The sequence below is a fragment of the Mesorhizobium sp. B1-1-1 genome, from assembly GCF_006442955.1.
GTDB lineage: Bacteria > Pseudomonadota > Alphaproteobacteria > Rhizobiales > Rhizobiaceae > Mesorhizobium.
In genome coordinates, this window is sequence record NZ_VFWW01000009.1 from 73173 (window position 1) to 88759 (window position 15587).

General features: G+C 60.9%; 15 protein-coding genes. 4 read left to right on the top strand and 11 right to left on the bottom strand.

The window, feature by feature from the left end; genetic code table 11:
* Positions 1–92: 92 nt before the first annotated feature.
* The 5 genes from FJ986_RS19480 to FJ986_RS19500 all read right to left on the bottom strand — a co-directional run bounded on the left by FJ986_RS19480 (position 93) and on the right by FJ986_RS19500 (position 3841).
* Positions 93–869, bottom strand: a complete 777-nt coding sequence (locus tag FJ986_RS19480) for a hypothetical protein (protein ID WP_140523100.1) — start codon at positions 867–869, stop codon at positions 93–95.
* Between the two features lie 116 nt (positions 870–985).
* Positions 986–1690, bottom strand: coding sequence for an SMC-Scp complex subunit ScpB (locus FJ986_RS19485; RefSeq protein WP_181165401.1), 705 nt, complete (start codon positions 1688–1690; stop codon positions 986–988).
* A 5-nt stretch (positions 1691–1695) separates the two neighbouring features.
* Entirely contained in the window at positions 1696–2715 is a 1020-nt protein-coding gene (locus tag FJ986_RS19490) for a DUF1403 family protein (protein ID WP_140523097.1), read from the bottom strand.
* 246 nt (positions 2716–2961) lie between these two features.
* On the bottom strand, positions 2962–3555 hold the full coding sequence (locus FJ986_RS19495) for a type II toxin-antitoxin system VapC family toxin (protein WP_140523095.1): 594 nt from the start codon (positions 3553–3555) through the stop codon (positions 2962–2964).
* Positions 3545–3841 (bottom strand): hypothetical protein, encoded by a 297-nt coding sequence (locus FJ986_RS19500; protein ID WP_140523092.1) that lies wholly within the window; start codon positions 3839–3841, stop codon positions 3545–3547. The genes FJ986_RS19495 and FJ986_RS19500 overlap by 11 nt, the downstream gene beginning before the upstream one ends.
* A 246-nt stretch (positions 3842–4087) precedes the next feature.
* Between FJ986_RS19500 and FJ986_RS19505 the strand changes: the two genes are divergently transcribed.
* On the top strand, positions 4088–5215 hold the full coding sequence (locus FJ986_RS19505) for a site-specific integrase (protein ID WP_140523089.1): 1128 nt from the start codon (positions 4088–4090) through the stop codon (positions 5213–5215).
* Positions 5216–5259: 44 nt separating this feature from the next.
* On the opposite strand, the gene FJ986_RS19510 is transcribed toward FJ986_RS19505, so the two are convergent.
* From FJ986_RS19510 to repA, 5 genes are all read right to left on the bottom strand, one after another.
* Entirely contained in the window at positions 5260–5778 is a 519-nt protein-coding gene (locus FJ986_RS19510; protein WP_140523085.1) for an RES family NAD+ phosphorylase, read from the bottom strand.
* Positions 5775–6110, bottom strand: coding sequence for an MbcA/ParS/Xre antitoxin family protein (locus tag FJ986_RS19515; protein ID WP_181165405.1), 336 nt, complete (start codon positions 6108–6110; stop codon positions 5775–5777). The genes FJ986_RS19510 and FJ986_RS19515 overlap by 4 nt, the downstream gene beginning before the upstream one ends.
* A gap of 467 nt (positions 6111–6577) precedes the next feature.
* Positions 6578–7783: a plasmid replication protein RepC gene (gene repC / locus FJ986_RS19520; RefSeq protein WP_140523080.1), complete on the bottom strand. Its 1206-nt coding sequence runs from the start codon at positions 7781–7783 to the stop codon at positions 6578–6580.
* A gap of 155 nt (positions 7784–7938) precedes the next feature.
* A complete protein-coding gene (gene repB, locus FJ986_RS19525; RefSeq protein WP_140499711.1) occupies positions 7939–8904 on the bottom strand; it encodes a plasmid partitioning protein RepB in 966 nt (321 codons plus the stop codon).
* Positions 8905–8981: 77 nt separating this feature from the next.
* Positions 8982–10184, bottom strand: coding sequence for a plasmid partitioning protein RepA (repA, locus tag FJ986_RS19530; protein ID WP_140499712.1), 1203 nt, complete (start codon positions 10182–10184; stop codon positions 8982–8984).
* A 951-nt stretch (positions 10185–11135) separates the two neighbouring features.
* Between repA and FJ986_RS19535 the strand changes: the two genes are divergently transcribed.
* On the top strand, positions 11136–11765 hold the full coding sequence (locus FJ986_RS19535) for a HipA domain-containing protein (RefSeq protein ID WP_210239470.1): 630 nt from the start codon (positions 11136–11138) through the stop codon (positions 11763–11765).
* Positions 11766–12255: 490 nt separating this feature from the next.
* On the opposite strand, the gene FJ986_RS19540 is transcribed toward FJ986_RS19535, so the two are convergent.
* A complete protein-coding gene (locus FJ986_RS19540; protein WP_140499714.1) occupies positions 12256–13137 on the bottom strand; it encodes a LysR family transcriptional regulator in 882 nt (293 codons plus the stop codon).
* A gap of 117 nt (positions 13138–13254) precedes the next feature.
* On the opposite strand from FJ986_RS19540, the gene FJ986_RS19545 reads away from it, so the two are divergent.
* Positions 13255–14001 (top strand): glucose 1-dehydrogenase, encoded by a 747-nt coding sequence (locus FJ986_RS19545; RefSeq protein WP_140499716.1) that lies wholly within the window; start codon positions 13255–13257, stop codon positions 13999–14001.
* Between the two features lie 88 nt (positions 14002–14089).
* Positions 14090–15490: a mercuric reductase gene (locus FJ986_RS19550; protein WP_140523077.1), complete on the top strand. Its 1401-nt coding sequence runs from the start codon at positions 14090–14092 to the stop codon at positions 15488–15490.
* The last annotated feature ends 97 nt before the right edge of the window (positions 15491–15587 follow it).

Here is a 15587-nt window from a genome sequence, read left to right on the forward strand (position 1 = left end):
CGATGGGGCGCTTGGGTTGGTCCAGCCAGCAGCGCAAGGCACCTTGGCAAAACCTATGACGCGATGCGACCCTAAGGCACTACGGCAACACTTCAGCCGTCTAGATACGTTTTGATTTCCTCATCGTCTGCCGTTCGAATTCCGGCAAGCAAATTGTTGCGAAAATAGTAATCTTCCTTCTTGTTCTTTTTCCAAGCGTCGGCGATCTCTTGCGCGGTGCAGTATGCTCCCTTCAGCATAATTTTCGGTTTGGTCGCTGTCAGCAGAACCACGTCCAGCGAGAGCGGCCAGTTGTTTCTGAAGTTCGGCCAAGGGATGTTGAGGCGGCCATTTTCAATCACAGGCCTATCCCCGGCGGCGGCGCGGTCGGCGGCGGAAAATGCGAAATCAGCGTAACGGCTTTGCTTTTCCGTAAAGGCAGCCCAATCTTCCAGCAGCTTCGTTCGATCCGCAGCGTCCTCGTGGTCGAGAAAGCCGGGCGACGTCAGGATCGCGACACATCCCCAGCCTGCGGAGATTACGTCGTTGCCATTTGGCTGCTCCGCTCTCCAGAGTTCTTTGGCCTCCTGCACCAAATCGTCGATGCCGTTGGCAGGATTGCGACAGCGGAAGATTTTGCCAATACCAAGTCGTGGACCAAGCTCAGGCGAGAAAACCATCGTATAGGTGTTGCCACGACTAGAGGACCGCCGGCCATACCGGATCGGGACACGAACGTATTGGATCGACCGCTTGTCTGCTTTTAGGCGTGTCTCCCGCCACTTCATGCGAACTTGATCCGGCTTTCCGACAAAATGCCCGCCGTAGCTTTTGCTCTCCCAATCGAGCGATCCGACGACAAGTATCCCGATACGTAGATTGAGCGGCATGGCTCTTCCCCCTGCGCAGCTATCCAACTCCTAACCGCTTTCGCCCGTCAACGATTTCTCACGCTTGGAGCGAGCACCATCCACCATCTGCGTGGATGCTAATAGCTAGCGGGCATTTAATCTTCGATCTCGCCGTTGGAGTTTTGCTGGATTGAAAATTCCGGCATGATGTCGCCCGCCAGCAGCTTCTCCTTCGACAACAGCCCCGCGTCTTCGAGGGCTTCGAAATCCGGCAGGTCGCGCAGCGTGTCGAGCCCGAACTCCAGCAGGAATTCTTTTGTCGTCACGTAGGTGTAGGGCGCGCCCGGCGTTGGGCTGCGCGGACCGGAAGCGATCAGGCCGGCACCGCGCAGATGACCAATAAAATCGCGACTGATCTCCTTGCCGAAGAACGACGACAGTTCGGCGCGGGTAATCGGCTGGAAGTAGCCGATGCACATCAGCACCAAAACCTCCGACTGCGTAAGGTCGGCCGTCTTCCCACTTCCACCTACAGCAGCGCGGATGGCGTCTGCATAGGCAGGCCGGGTCAAATGTTTCCAGCCGCCGGCGACCGAAACCAGATCGTAAGGGCGGCCGCGCAGCTCCTCGCGGATGTCGTCGATGAGAAGATCAATGCTGCAGCTTTTCCCGACGATGCGGGCGAGCATTTCGCGGTCGACTGGCTCGCTGGCCGCAAAGATCGTGGCCTCGACGCGGTTCATCCATTCGCGCCAGCGCGCTTCCGGCGGCAGGTGATCCAGCTCCCGGTCAAACAGCTGGTCAGCTGATCGACGGTCATCTAGCCGGCTCCCTCCTCGCCTACGTGCACTCTCCGCCATTGTCTTCACAGCCCGTAGATGCGGAAGGTGGCGCGGCCGGACAATTCACGCACGGCACCGAGCTCGACCAGCCGGTCAAACAGGCGGCGCAGGCCGCGATCGCTCATGCCGGCGATTTGTTCCGAGGCGACGATCGAGTCGTCAGAGAGCAGCTTTTCCACGACGACGTCCGCCGCCTTGGCCCTGAGTTTCGGCGCAACCGCAAGCAGCCGTTCCGCGCGGCGCTCGAGTTCGGCGAAAAGATCAATGGCGCGCAGCGCAGCGCGCGCCTGCGCGGCCAGCAGGCTTTTGGCCCAATCGGCTTCCGTTTCGGCGCCGGCAGCCAGAGCGGCAGTCACTGGTCGACGCGCCCGGCCCGTACCCACAACTAAGGTCACTTCGGCGCCCAACAAAGGGATTGCATGTGTCCAGCCTAGCCGCTGCGCGAGCAAGACATCGGCAAGCCAGGCTCCGAGAACGCGCCGGAAGCCGTAACGCTCCGCGACCGCGAAGACTCCGACCAGCGTTTCGACCGTGCCGGTGTTGGCGGCAAGCTGTCGCAGATCGTCCGTCAGGTCGCTGACCGCCTCATCGTTGAGCGTGAGACCTAGATCTTCCAGCACCGCCTCGACATTTTTCTCCGTCAGCAGATCGTGCGCTGGCCGAGATGCCAGCCGCCGCCAAGCAAGAAGGAAAAGGCCGGCGGGACCGACGTTGTCGCCCGGTCTTGTGAGCAATACGGCATCGCGCAAGGCCGCTTCGTCCTCGACGCGGCCGGCCTGCTTTGCCGTTGCCGCGGCCGCCGAAATTGCCAGCCGCTGCCGCCAGGCGCCGGCCCACCGCTCCTGCCGCCGAACCACCGCATCGAGTGCGCCGATGGCGGCGCCGGCAACGAGCGCCACGTCCTCAATATCTTTTCCTGCACCGCTTTGCGCATCGGGGATGGCCCGGCGCAACCAAGCCGGCACCGTTGCCATCGGTGCGATCGAAGGGGCGCCGCCGAGCACGCCATGGCGAGACAGAGAGGGTTTGGGTCGCAGAATCATCGCAAGCACGATGAATCACGGCGGCGCTTTTAGCAATCTATTTGCACATAACCGCCGCACTTGTCGCACATATCAAACGAATGATAATGTTGCATTATCGTTCGTTAGTGGGCTACAAGGACGAATGGCCGTTTTCGTCGAGCAGAAGCCCAAAATTCACGCCCAGCGACCCTCCGGACCATCCCACAGCGCGACGGTCTTTCCTGGAACGGCTAACGATAGCGCTGGTGCATCCCACTGACGCTTTTACGCCTGCGGGCGCAAACCTGGCGCTGCCCGGTAGAAGATCACCCGCACCGACGGAACAAGCTGGCTGAGGTAATCGAAATCGCCAACATTGCCGGTCAGGACCGTCGCCCCAAGCATACCGGCCTGGTGAAAGATCAGCGCATCGTTGAGGAAGCGGCGCTCATGCCCCTCCCCTTTCGGCAGATGGTTCAGCCGGAACAACAGGCCGGCCAGCATGCCGGCGCGTTCCCAAGCGTTGGCGTCGGGTGCATGCAGCCGGTGCGCCGGAATATCCTCAATCGTATCTGCAACGGCTCCCGGGACCGACTTTGTCGTCGGGTGCGCCGGATCGAGCCGGCCGAACACATGGCTGAGCTCGGCAAGGCAGACGGCCGAGTGGTGACAGAGCCGATAGGTCAGAAGGTTATCGACCGCTTCGGGCGTGCGTCCCTGCAGGACATCCAGATAGACGCTGGTGTCGAGGAGCAATACGCCGCCGACGGGCGACTGGTCACCTGCCCAGGACAGGGCGGAATCCGGTCGCCGTTCCAGCCCAGCGCTGCGCCGCTGAGGTTTTAGGGACCGCAGTGCGCCGCCTAGATCAAATGCCAAGATCGATGTCCGCGGAGATGCTGCCCTTGCGGCCGACGAGCCGGGCGCCGAAATCATCCTCGAGCGCCAGCCGCGACAAGGCGAGCTCAAGCAGTTCGGTGTCTGAGCTCACATGGGCGCGCTTCTCTGCCGCCTCGATCAATTCCGACGACACCCTGCCGGAAAGGCGGGTGTTCTTGGCCGCGCCAAGCAGGCCGACCGCCCTCGCCTGCTCAAGCACCAGACGGTTGCGGGTGTGGGCGATCCGCTCCTCGCTTGCGGCTGTCGCTGCGCCACGTATGGTCATCTTGGGATCTCCATCTGTTGAACGGAATAGGATGTTGAACATGAAAACAAGGAGAGACCACCCTTGAGAGGCCATCCCTGGATCGGACAGGCCCGTTGCGCTCCCGCTGATGCGATACCAAGACCGGAGCGGACACAATTCCCTCAGCTATTCCGTCACACAGCTCGCGGTGGACAATTCCGGACTTTGGCCGCACCTTCGCTCGCAAGAATCGCATTGCTGCGACATTAGAATGGACGAGGCTGGATGGGCAAAGCCCGTAATTTGATGGTGTCCACCGACGCAATCGACGCCGATGACCTGCCGGACATTGTCGACGTCGTCATGGAGATGGGGCGGTCGGATGAAGGCCCCTCCCCTCTCCCGTCGGTCCTTGACCCGCGACAGACATCGTTGCCTACGCATCTCGAAAAGCTCGCCGACCGTGCGCGCGATTATGTCGAGGCAGCAAGTTCGGCGAACACCCGTCGCGCCTACGCAGCCGACTGGAAGCATTTTTGCGCCTGGTGCCGGCGCCAGTCTTTTGATCCATCGCGGCCGGACCCGCAGACCGTCGGCCTCTATATCACCGCGCAGGCTTCGGGCACTGGAAGGGACAAAAAGGCGGTAGCGACGATCGAGCGCCGCCTGTCATCCCTGACCTGGAACTACACGCAGCGCGGCCAGCCGCTGGACCGCAAGGATCGGCACATCGCCACCGTGATGGCCGGCATCCGCAACAAGCACGCCGCCCCGCCCCGGCAGAAGGAGGCGATCCTTCCCGAGGATCTGACCGCTATGCTAGAAACACTCGACCGCGGAACCTTGCGCGGCCTGCGCGACCGCGCCATGCTGCTCTTGGGTTTCGCCGGCGGCCTGCGGCGCTCCGAGATCGTGGCTTTGGACGTCGGCCGCGACCAGACTGAGGACGGCCGCGGCTGGATCGATATCCTCGACAAGGGCATGCTGGTTTCGCTTCGCGGCAAGACCGGCTGGCGGGAGGTTGAAGTCGGGCGCGGGTCGTCCGATGCCACCTGCCCGGTTGTCGCGGTGCAGACCTGGCTCAAGCTCGCCCGTATCGCGCACGGTCCCCTCTTCAGGCGCGTCACCAAGCAGGGCAAGGCGGTCGGCGCCGATCGGCTCAACGATCAGGAGGTCGCGCGCCTGGTCAAGCGCACTGCGCTGGCGGCCGGCGTGCGCGGCGATCTGTCGGAAGGTGAACGAGCAAAGCTCTTTGCCGGACATTCGCTACGCGCTGGCCTCGCCTCCTCGGCCGAAGTCGATGAGCGCTATGTGCAAAAGCAGCTCGGCCATGCCTCGGCTGAAATGACTCGCCGCTATCAGCGCCGACGCGATCGCTTCCGTGTCAACCTCACAAAGGCGAGCGGACTATAGGCCGGGCTCGCCCCTCCCCTGCCCTTCGGATGCGGAAAAGTGCGTTATCTCCAGGACAGCTGGTCCTTCGGCAACCGGCCGCTTGGGTCGAATACGGCTACCTTGTGCGGCAGACCCGGACCCCAGTCCCAAAGGACCAGGTTACGATCCTCCTTCTCGGCGCTCGGCGCGAAACTTGGGACCACAATGCCGGCAATATTCCGAGGCCGCAGCCTGTCGTAGACGGACCAGGACGCCGGGCGCTCTCCGTCGCTAAGCGCCGTCGCCCAGGCGCAGGCCATGTCCTCGAGCGCGATAGAAAATTCTCCCCTCGCCTCGTCCGTTGTCAAATCCACGATGTCATCGAAGTCGATCTCATAGGAACACAGCACGCAAGGATCGATCCGGTGCGCGAACCCCTGGTTGGCTTCCTTGACCGCTGTCATGATGGTCAGCGCCAAATAGAGCGCCGGCACGCCTTTGGGATTTAATCGCGCACCTCTGATCGCCGCCCCTTCGCCGGAAGTCGGCTTGAATGCCCAACGTGGATCGTGTGCCCGGTAGCAGGTTCCAACGAACCTCAAGCGAAACCACCGACGGCCATATGATCGAGATAATCACGGACCGCTGCGGCCTTGCCATCCTTCACCAGCGCCTCAGCGGTGCGTCCGCCAAATGCTGGAAGCGGCTGAGCCCGATACCAAGCCATCGCCTGCTCCTTGCCACCCGCCCAATCCGTCACGCGACTGATGATCTCGAGCATTTCCCGCAGACGCCCCTGTGTCTTTACCGCAGCGCTGCGCTCTGAGCGATAAAGGGTCTCGCGCGCAAGACCGGCGGTCTGGGCCAACTGGCCCTTGGACATGCCAAAACCGTCCGCGACCTGCTCGATCGCAATCTTCCCGTTCCGGTCCATATAGGACAAGATGAGAGGTCCATTCTGCTCGAGGATCTTGAATGCAGGGGCCACAGAATTCGTCCTACCATATTGAGAGGCATATTTCTTGTGCAAAAGATATGGCAGTTCTCGGCAGCTTTCAAGCCCGGGCTGCTGCCACCGCCCGAGTACGGACGCCGATCGAGCCGACCGTGCGCGCGAGCATGTCGAGGTAGCGAGTTCGGCAAACACCCGTCGCGCCTCTGCCGCCGGCTGGAGCATTTTTGAGCCCGGTGGCTTCAGGACTGTAACGCCCCTCCCCTGCCCTGATCAGGAGCCAAACAGCCGCGGCCCAGTAAAAAACGGCATAAGCTGGGTTGATCAGAATGTTGCCCGGTCGTGCGATGACATGCAGGGGGCAAGGTCTCACACGACAAAGTCGGCTAAGCATCTACAGGCAGAGCGGTCGTTTGGTCGAGCGCCCGCACAAATTGTGGTGCTCATCATCATCCGGTCATTCTTGCTGTTGCCCCATTGGCCTTCAGGGCTGCCATGAGCATCGGTCCGACCGAAAACTCTCCCGCCCTCGCCTTGTCGGTCAGCACACGCAAGTAGCCGCCGGCCGAATTGATGTGCTGCGCCCTTTGCAGGATGCACGCAATCACGATCGCGGCAACCTCCTGGCCCATCACATGGCAGGCCTCCTCGTAAGCTGAGGGCGAAACGCCAAGGTATCCCCGCACCTGGGCGGCAGTCATCATCAGATCGCGCCAGTTTCCGATCCCGTTAACGGCATAGTCCGCAATTTCGGGACAAGCGCGCAGCACCAGTCCAATTGGGTAGCCTTTCGGCTTCTCAGCCGGAGGAGATGCTGGCTCGGCCGCCGCCCTGCTTTTTTCGAAAGCTGGTTCAAATACAAAAGTAGAGTCTGTGTTTGAATCAGATTGCTGCCGCTCATTATGGGATTCATTGGCGCTAGGATTCGTGGAATTCATAAAGCTTTCCAACATCCTATCCACTTCATCGTGGAGCTCGGCGAGATCTGCAACGATGCTCTCCAGATCGGACAGGCCGGCCCTGCGCGGTATTGCCTCCACGATAGCCCTAAACCGTCTCCAGACCGCCCCCCAATCGCCCGCGGCGCCCTCCTCGATCGCGGCCTCGACAAGCTTTTGAATATCGCGTCGATGGAGCGTGATCCGTTCGCGCATCAACTTGAGCGCCAGAGCGTCGGACCGGACCTGCTCCGCCGCTCGCTGGAATTCCGCTGCCCGTGTCAGCAGCGGCGCCAGCGAGAACCCAAATGCCTCCGCAATATTCCCGCCATGCCCCTTGCGAGCAAACCTTTTGCCGTTCGGACTGTCGCGGCGGACAATCAGCCCGCAACTCACCAGCTCGGCCAGATTCCTCCGAAGCGTGGACTCGGCCATGCCGTGCGCGCGCAGCGACAACTGTGCGTTCGACGGAAAAACCATCAAGCCGTTTTCTTCACTGACCTGGTCATCCGGGTAGAAGGACAACAGCCCGTTCAGCACTGCCAGGGCGCGGTCACCCACGCCGATGATGGACTTACCTTCACATAGCCAACGGTAGACTTGCCATTTTTCGACAGCAGATCCTTGCGGGATCTCCCGTGATGCCGCATTCGCCTGCACCAGCGCAAGCGTCATCGGCCGCCGCCCAAAGGGCGTCGTCGCGTACCCACTCTCCATTTCCCTCACCTTTCAATCAGGCAAAAGAAATCTGCTCGCCGAAACGGCGCCACGACTCTTGACAGTGATTCGGGGAAATGCGATTCTCAGCTTGCTACAGACGTGAGAAGGGCTTCCGCGACGGTGACGTTCGGGGGCCTTTTTCTTTTGCGGTCTTAGTCTCCTGTTTTCTTCGCCATTTCCGACTCCCGAAATGCCTCGAAAAGCTCATCGAGTTTGCCGGCAATGAATGTACCGAAGGGCAATGCTTCCTTGGACTTAAAGGCAAGCGTAAACACTTTTCCCGTGTCGGTGATCTTGGCCTGAACGGATTTGTCCTGGGGCATCCACGCCCGCTCCTTGGGCTTCGCTGCTGCGCGTGGGCGCTTTTCTAAGGCGCTCACAAGGTCGAACAGACGGGCAAAACGGGCCTCACTGCCTTGCTGCGCGAAATCGGCGCGGCTCACGCACTCCATGGCCTTCGCCGCCGCACCAGGATGTTCCATAAGCTTGGCAAGCTGCCACCAGCGGTCTCGGCCAACGCCTTTGGCAGCCCCTACCGCCAAAATGACCTGTTCTGGAATGGTGCTGGTCACGGAGCGCATCTTCGAGAAGGTCGTATCGTCGAGCGCGAGGGCCGACTTCACCGTATCAGGCGAATGGCCCCGCTTGAGGATGCGGTCGGCAAAAAGCGTCCGTTCGATGAAGGACAGATCAGCTCTGGCGGCGTTCTCCTGGCCTTGGGCGATGACATGGTCCCTATCGTCCATCTTCTTGACGACGGCGCGCACAGGCCGTTCCAGCTGCCGGGCAACCCTGACGCGCCTGTGGCCAAAGACAGTTTGAAAACGTCCCGAAATGTCAGGGTGGGGCCTGACCAGCACAGGAGAATCCTGGCCACGTTCCCGAATTGCAACCAGCAGCTCCTGAAACGCTTCATCGTCATCGTCGATACGGTCCGACACGAATGAGGTGTCGACCAAATCCGGATCGAGATCGACGACTGAGCCCTTCGAGAGCTCCTGGAACGACTGTATGATCGACCGTGATGCACCACGAACGGCGTAGCTCGAGACGTCCTGGGCATCGGCGACTGCCGATGCGGGACCCATGACACTTCCGAAAATGTCCTTGCGTGCCATTCAATCGCTCCGATTCGCGGCTAATGGACTGAATTCACGGCAAAAATTGCCACTATTTACTGCCGTAAACCGCGTCGTCATGTCCGTCCCCAGGCGCGGTGAATAAGTGTCGTGATCTCCGAATTCACCGCGTCGAGCGATTCAATCGCCCGGTCATAGGTTGAGCGGGTAAAAGACGACTTCTCCACCTCATAGAGCGTCTGTTTCGTCAGGCCCGCATCCGAGATCGCTGTCGATTTGAGCATGGGATTTTCGAGGATCTGGCCAGCAAGCATGGACTGCATGAAGCCGACCATCTGGGCTTGCGGAATGTCTGTCGGTTCGTACCGCGTGATCAGATAGCGGAACCAATCGAGTTCGATCGCCGCGCCAGCGGCTTTGATGGTCTTCAAGATGCCGCCGAGCATCAAAAGGAACTGGCTCATCGACATCAGGTCGAGCATTTGGGGATGAACGGTGATCAGAACGGACGTCGCCGCCGACATGGCCGTTAGAGTCAGATAGCCAAGTTGCGGAGGACAGTCGACGACGACCACGTCATAGCGGTCGTCCACCTCGGACAAGGCGTTTGCAATCCTGACGAAGAACTGCCGGCCGGCAGCGGAGGATTTGTCCTGCATAGCGAGCGGCGTGTCATACTCGTACTCTTGCAGCTCGAGATTGGCCGGAATGATATCCAGGCCAGGAAAATTCGTCGGCACGATCACATCGGAGATCGGCCGGCGCTCGTCATCGTAACGGATCGCCTCATAGAGCGAGAGGTTGCGGTCGAGTTCCGGTTGAAATCCATGCAGAGCAGACAGCGAGGCTTGCGGGTCGAGATCGATCGCGAGGACCCGGTGACCTGTCAGAGCCAAGTGCTGGGCAAGGTGGGCGGCAGTCGTTGTCTTGCCGCTGCCCCCTTTGAAATTGACGACCGCAACGACCTGGAGCTTGTCGCCGGGTTTGCGGTGCGGGACATACTTCTTGACCTCGGTCCTGCCATGCTGGTCCAGAAAATGGCGAAGTTCGAGTATCTGCGCGGCCGTGTAGGAGCGGCGCCCGGAAGGCATCTGTTCCGGCAAAGGACCCTTGCGCTCAAGGTGTAGCCGCTTCAGATTGTTTTGCGACACACCGAGATAGTGGGCGACTTCTGCCATCGAAAATGAACGCAGCGTCTTGGTCGCGTTGGGTGGAAATTTCTCCATGCGCAACTGATTGAGGCGTCGCGATATCTCAGCACCCTGCTCGAGGATTTTGTCATCGAACTCGAAGCGTGGTAGCCGCATGGCGATATTCATTCTTGTCGAAACCTGAATTGGCGCTTTTTGCGAAGAAACTATTCAACAAGCGCCATTAAGCTCCGATTCGGACAGCCCGGCAAGAAGTTTTGGGTTAACAGAAGGTTAACGCCACCAGCAGGCGTCTTACTGCCGAATAGCGAGATCATAGCGGCTGCTTGTCGTCTGAACCCAGGACTCTGCCGCTGCGTGGCTAAATGCATGTTTTCTCTGCGACAAGGGCAAGTTTTTACCGCAGTAAAGATCGCGCCAGTCAAAGGTCGAGGGTGGCACAAGCGGACCGGTGCCTGGCAGGGCGGTTCCAACCCGCCCAGCGCTGACGGACGCCATCCGCCAAGCGCTGCTCAAACCGCACAGGGGCGCTGCAATTTTTGATCCTCATTGGCGCGCCCGATTGCGATCGATCCACGGGAATCCAGTTTTACATGTCGTAAAGGGCTCTGTCGGAAATCGAGCCACTGAGATCATTGGGCAGCTCACATTGCAGCGATCCTGGTAGGGCAGGGCGGCTGCCCTTGCGACTTCAGCGATGCCGGTCGAGTCTGCCTGCCATTGCCGACCGCAAACCCGGATGGCGACGCAGGCGCAAGGGCGCCGTGACAAGCAACTTCAAGAGGCCGCAATCGTCGATCGCGGCGCGACCGGTGTTGCGTTGAGAGAAGGAGTTGAACGGCTGCGTTGAGCAGCCTGCACTCTAGACGTGCCGATATGAATGGCTCTCGAATTGGCAGAGGATAGCGAGGTGGGGTTGCCCCGCCGGTGGAGCACTCTGCGTCTGCCTGCCGAGACTGCGCTGGATCGGTACGAGAAGCCAAGTCAGGGCTGGACCACGGATCGGGCACCGCCGCCCGCCTTGCAAACATGCCTCGGCGTTTTCGAATGCGCGCACGACCAATTGAAACGGCCCATGCCACAGCTGTACGTCAGAGGAGCCAAGTTTCTGAAGGCCTCGTGAAGTCGCACGATGCCCATCTGCGCTCGCAAGCAGGCGAATTGGTTCAGCTCGTTCGCGGTATCTATGTCGATGCTGCCGATGACATCGAGACCACGATCCTGAACCATGCCGTTCGGATCGCACGTTATCTCTATCCAACGGCGTATCTGTCATCGGCAAGTGCGATTCTGCTCGGACCTACGCCGGACGGGCGGCTTTTTATCAGCGGGCGACGCAACCAGCGCACCCGCCTACGCACCCTCGAGATTATTCAAAATGAGGCGCCAGCCCACCCGTCGACGATGGGCGTTGTTGTTGGAGATGACATGGGGGAGTTGCGCACCGATGCTTCGTCCCCACGACAGGGGTTTTTGGAAGCGTTCCGGCTGCGCGGCGACCATGCGAGTGCGATACCCGGGCAGATGCGGGCACAACTTGCTGTGCGTCTCATCGGTGAGTTTGGATCGCCGCAAGCAGCCGCGGACGCGGTTTGGGCGCTCGCCCGTGAGAACAGCTGGTGTCGGGAAGGGCAGGGGCAGAACGCTATCTTTCGGCGCGGGCCGACGCCGGCAAATCGCCGGCAACAAGTCCGCATTGGAGTTTCTCGTTGCCTGGCACGGGATCTCGCTTGGACAGCTGATCCATGACGGTTTCGAGAGGCGGTGGAAGCCTGCTCACCGAACAGGCGGCACGCTGCTCATTCGCGAGACGATCCCAGGCAACTTGCCACCGTTCATCGTGTCGCTCTTGCCGGAGGAGTGGCTCGCCCACATTGCGTCAGCGCGATGGAGCGCGACGTCCTCAGAAAGCGCTGAATGTCCAAAAAACTGAAGGACCGTGCGGAGCTTGCCGATCTTCGTCGAGACACCGCAGGGCGAGCTTCTGGCCTTCTTGAAGGCCGGCCTGTTCACCGGTTCCTATGCAGGCCGGCGAGGAGGTCTCGCTGGGTCAGTAGCGGCCGTGAAGTGCCGCCAAGAGGAGTTCAGCGTTTCGGCCGGTTGACCTCGATTTATCATGAAGGCGCCGGATCTGCTCCTAGGCTCCAGCGCGTGCTGAACGCGCGCCAGAAGCGGCTCTCAATGGCGGCAAAGTGCCAGGCGAACAGTCGATCTCAGCGTAGCGGCTGCACTCTGCCTTTTAGCGCAGTGCCTGCTCCAGATAGTCGCTGAAGGCGCGGGCTTTCTGCGAAGGGCGTCGCCCGGCGGGGAACACGACAAAGGCGGTCACCGGCTCGAGGCTGTAGTCAGGAAGGATTTCAACCAGAGCTCCCGAGACAAGCTCGTCCGCGCACATCCACCTCGATGCGATCGCAATACCGAGGCCGGCGCTCGCACAAGCGATAGCACCTGCGGCAGAGCGGGTTCGCACGCGCGGGCTGACGGGCTGAACCTCGGTAACGCCTTCGCGATGGGCGGTCCAATTCTGATCGCCCGTATCACTGGGACCGCCAATGAGATGGTGCTGACTAAGCTCGGCGAGTTTTGTCGGTGTGCCGCGTCGTGCGAGATAGGTAGACGCGGCCACGAACAAACGGCGGCTAGCGGCAAGTTTACGCGCCACGAAACTGGAGTCCGGCTGGTTGCCCAGGCGGAGCGCCATGTCTGCGCCTTCTGCGACGAGATTCTCGTAGCGGTCGGACATCATGAGATCGACCTTGAGCAAAGGATGCCGCTCCAAGAAACCATGCAGCAGCGGTACGATCTGCCGCACCCCATAAGTCGCCGGCAGAGCCACCCGCAATATCCCCGACAACTGATCCGCCCCACGCGCTGCGCTCTCCGCCTCTTCGATCCCAGCAAGTGCCTCGCGCGCCCGGGAAAGCAGCGCCTCGCCGGCATCAGTTAGCGAAAGTTCGCGGGTCGTACGCGTGAGTAGCTTGACGCCCAGCCGTTCTTCCAGCGCCGCGACCGTCCGCGAGACGGAGGGTTGCGACAATCCGAACTCTCGGGCCACTTTCGAGAAGCTGCCGGTTTCCACCGTGCGAACGAACATCGCGAGTTGCTGGAGCCGATCATTCATACGGAATACGTATACATTATATGAGATCGGCAGCGCTACTCGCCGATTTGCGCATGATTTAACTCCTGAGCAACACGCCACTCAACGGCGGTTCACAAAGCTGAAAGGAGTAAGACCATGGACAATCTCAGGGGCAAAGTAGCAATAGTGACCGGCGCATCGAAGGGCATAGGCGCGGAAATCGCCCGGCAGTTCGCCGAGGCGGGCGCGGCCGTTGTCGTCAACTACGCGTCGAACAAGAGCGATGCCGACAAGGTGGTGGGCGAGATCCTGGGCGGCCACGGCAAGGCCGTTGCGATCCAGGCGGACGTAAGCAAGAGCGCCGACGTTAAGCGGCTGTTCGCCGAAACGAAGACCGCGTTCGGAAGGCCCAGTATCCTCGTCAACAATGCGGGCGTGTACCGCTTCGCCCCTTTGGAGGAGGTGACGGAAGCAGAATTCCATCGCCAGTTCGACACCAACGTGCTGAGCATCCTCCTAACGACGCAGGAAGCCGTAAACGCCTTTGGCCCTGCCGGCGGCAGCGTAATCAATCTTAGTACGATTTCGAGCACCAATCCTGTGCCGAATTCGGTCATCTATTCCGCCTCGAAGAGCGCGGTGGATACAATCACCAAGGCGCTCGCCAACGAGCTCGTGGGCCGCAATATCCGCGTCAACGCGATCGCACCCGGCATGACCGAGACCGAGGGTCTGGCGGTGGCAGGCATCGAAGGTGAGACTGCCAGAAATATCGGAGCAACCTTGCCGATGGGCCGACTGGGACGGCCCGATGACATTGCGCGCGTCGCAATCTTCCTCGCTTCGGACCAATCCGCCTGGCTGACAGGCGAACGCATCACGGCCTCCGGCGGCCAGCGTTAGGCGGCCGGCCTTTCTTCGACGGCACTGCGGGAGCGTCTTGGAGTCGGCCTCCCTCATATCCTTCATCCAGAACTGACGGAGAGAACTCATGTCTGAGCCCGAACAATATGACGTGGTGATCCTCGGCAGCGGCCAAGGCGGCAAGCTGCTCGCATGGCACCTGGCCCGCGCGGGAAAGAAGGTTGCGGTCGTGGAACGCCGATGGATCGGCGGCTCCTGTCCAGCCGTCGCTTGCCTGCCGAGTAAGAATGAACTCTGGAGCGCGCGGGTCGCACACCTCACCCGTCACGCCGCGGAGTTCGGAACGGTCATCGGACCCGCTGTGACCGACATGGCGCAGGTCCGCCGCCGCAAGCAGGACATGATCGACCGGGAGGTCGCCTTCCATCTCAACGCCTACGAAACCAGCGGCGCGGAGCTAATCATGGGGAGCGGCCGTTTTGTGGCGCCAAAGACGCTCGAAGTGGCTTTGAACGGCGGCGGCACGCGACTGCTCGTTGGTGATAAAGTCGCAATCAATGTCGGGACGCATGCGGCCATTCCGAGCATTCCCGGCCTTGAGGCGGCACGACCGCTTACACACATCGAAGCCCTGGAGCTCGATGTCTTGCCACCGCATCTGATCGTGCTCGGCGGCGGCTATGTCGGCCTTGAGCTGGCGCAGGCCTACCGCCGTTTCGGCAGCCGCGTGACCGTAATAGAAGCCGGTCCTCAACTCGTCGGCCGCGAAGATCCTGACGCCGCCGATGAGATGCGTCGGCTTCTTGCTGGCGAAGGTATCGAGTTCCTTATAGGGGCGGAGCCTCTCAATGTGCATGGCCGCTCTGGCGAAGGCATCAGCGTGGCCGTGCGCACCTCATCAGGCGAGCCGACGTTGGAGGGCAGCCATCTCCTTGTTGCGGCGGGGCGCGTGCCGAACACTGCCGGAATTGGTCTCGAAAAACTTGGCGTCGAAATCGACGGACGCGGCTACATTCGGGTCAACGAGCGGCTGGAGACGAGCGCGCCTGATGTTCTGGCGCTAGGCGAATGCGCCGGCAGCCCGCAGTTCACGCATGTCTCCGTCGACGACTTCCGCATCGTCAGGGACAATCTGGCAGGCGGCAACCGCAGCACGCGCGATCGGCTGGTGCCCTACACGATGTTCACCGACCCGCCGCTTGCCCGTGTCGGGCTAAGCGAAGGCGAAGCACAACGCCAGGATGTCAGCGTGCGCGTCGCAAAGTTGCCGATGAGCAGCGTCTTGCGCACCGAAGCAACTGAGGAAACCCAGGGGTTCATGAAGGCTGTCGTGGGCGGGGATGATGACCGTATCCTAGGGTTCACGATGATCGGTTCCGAAGCCGGCGAGGTCTTGGCTGCCATCCAGACTGCCATGCTGGCGAAGCTGCCGTACCCGAAGCTTCGCGATGCCGTCATCACGCACCTGACGATCGCAGAGGGACTAGGAGCTCTCTTCTCCAACGTGCCGCCTAGGTCGAATCAATAGCGATGAAAACATCACAGGCAGGTCCAGTTGATATGACGGGATCTGCCTGCGTCTGACCTGCACATTAAAAATTGACGCTCGAGCGACGCAGCCAACG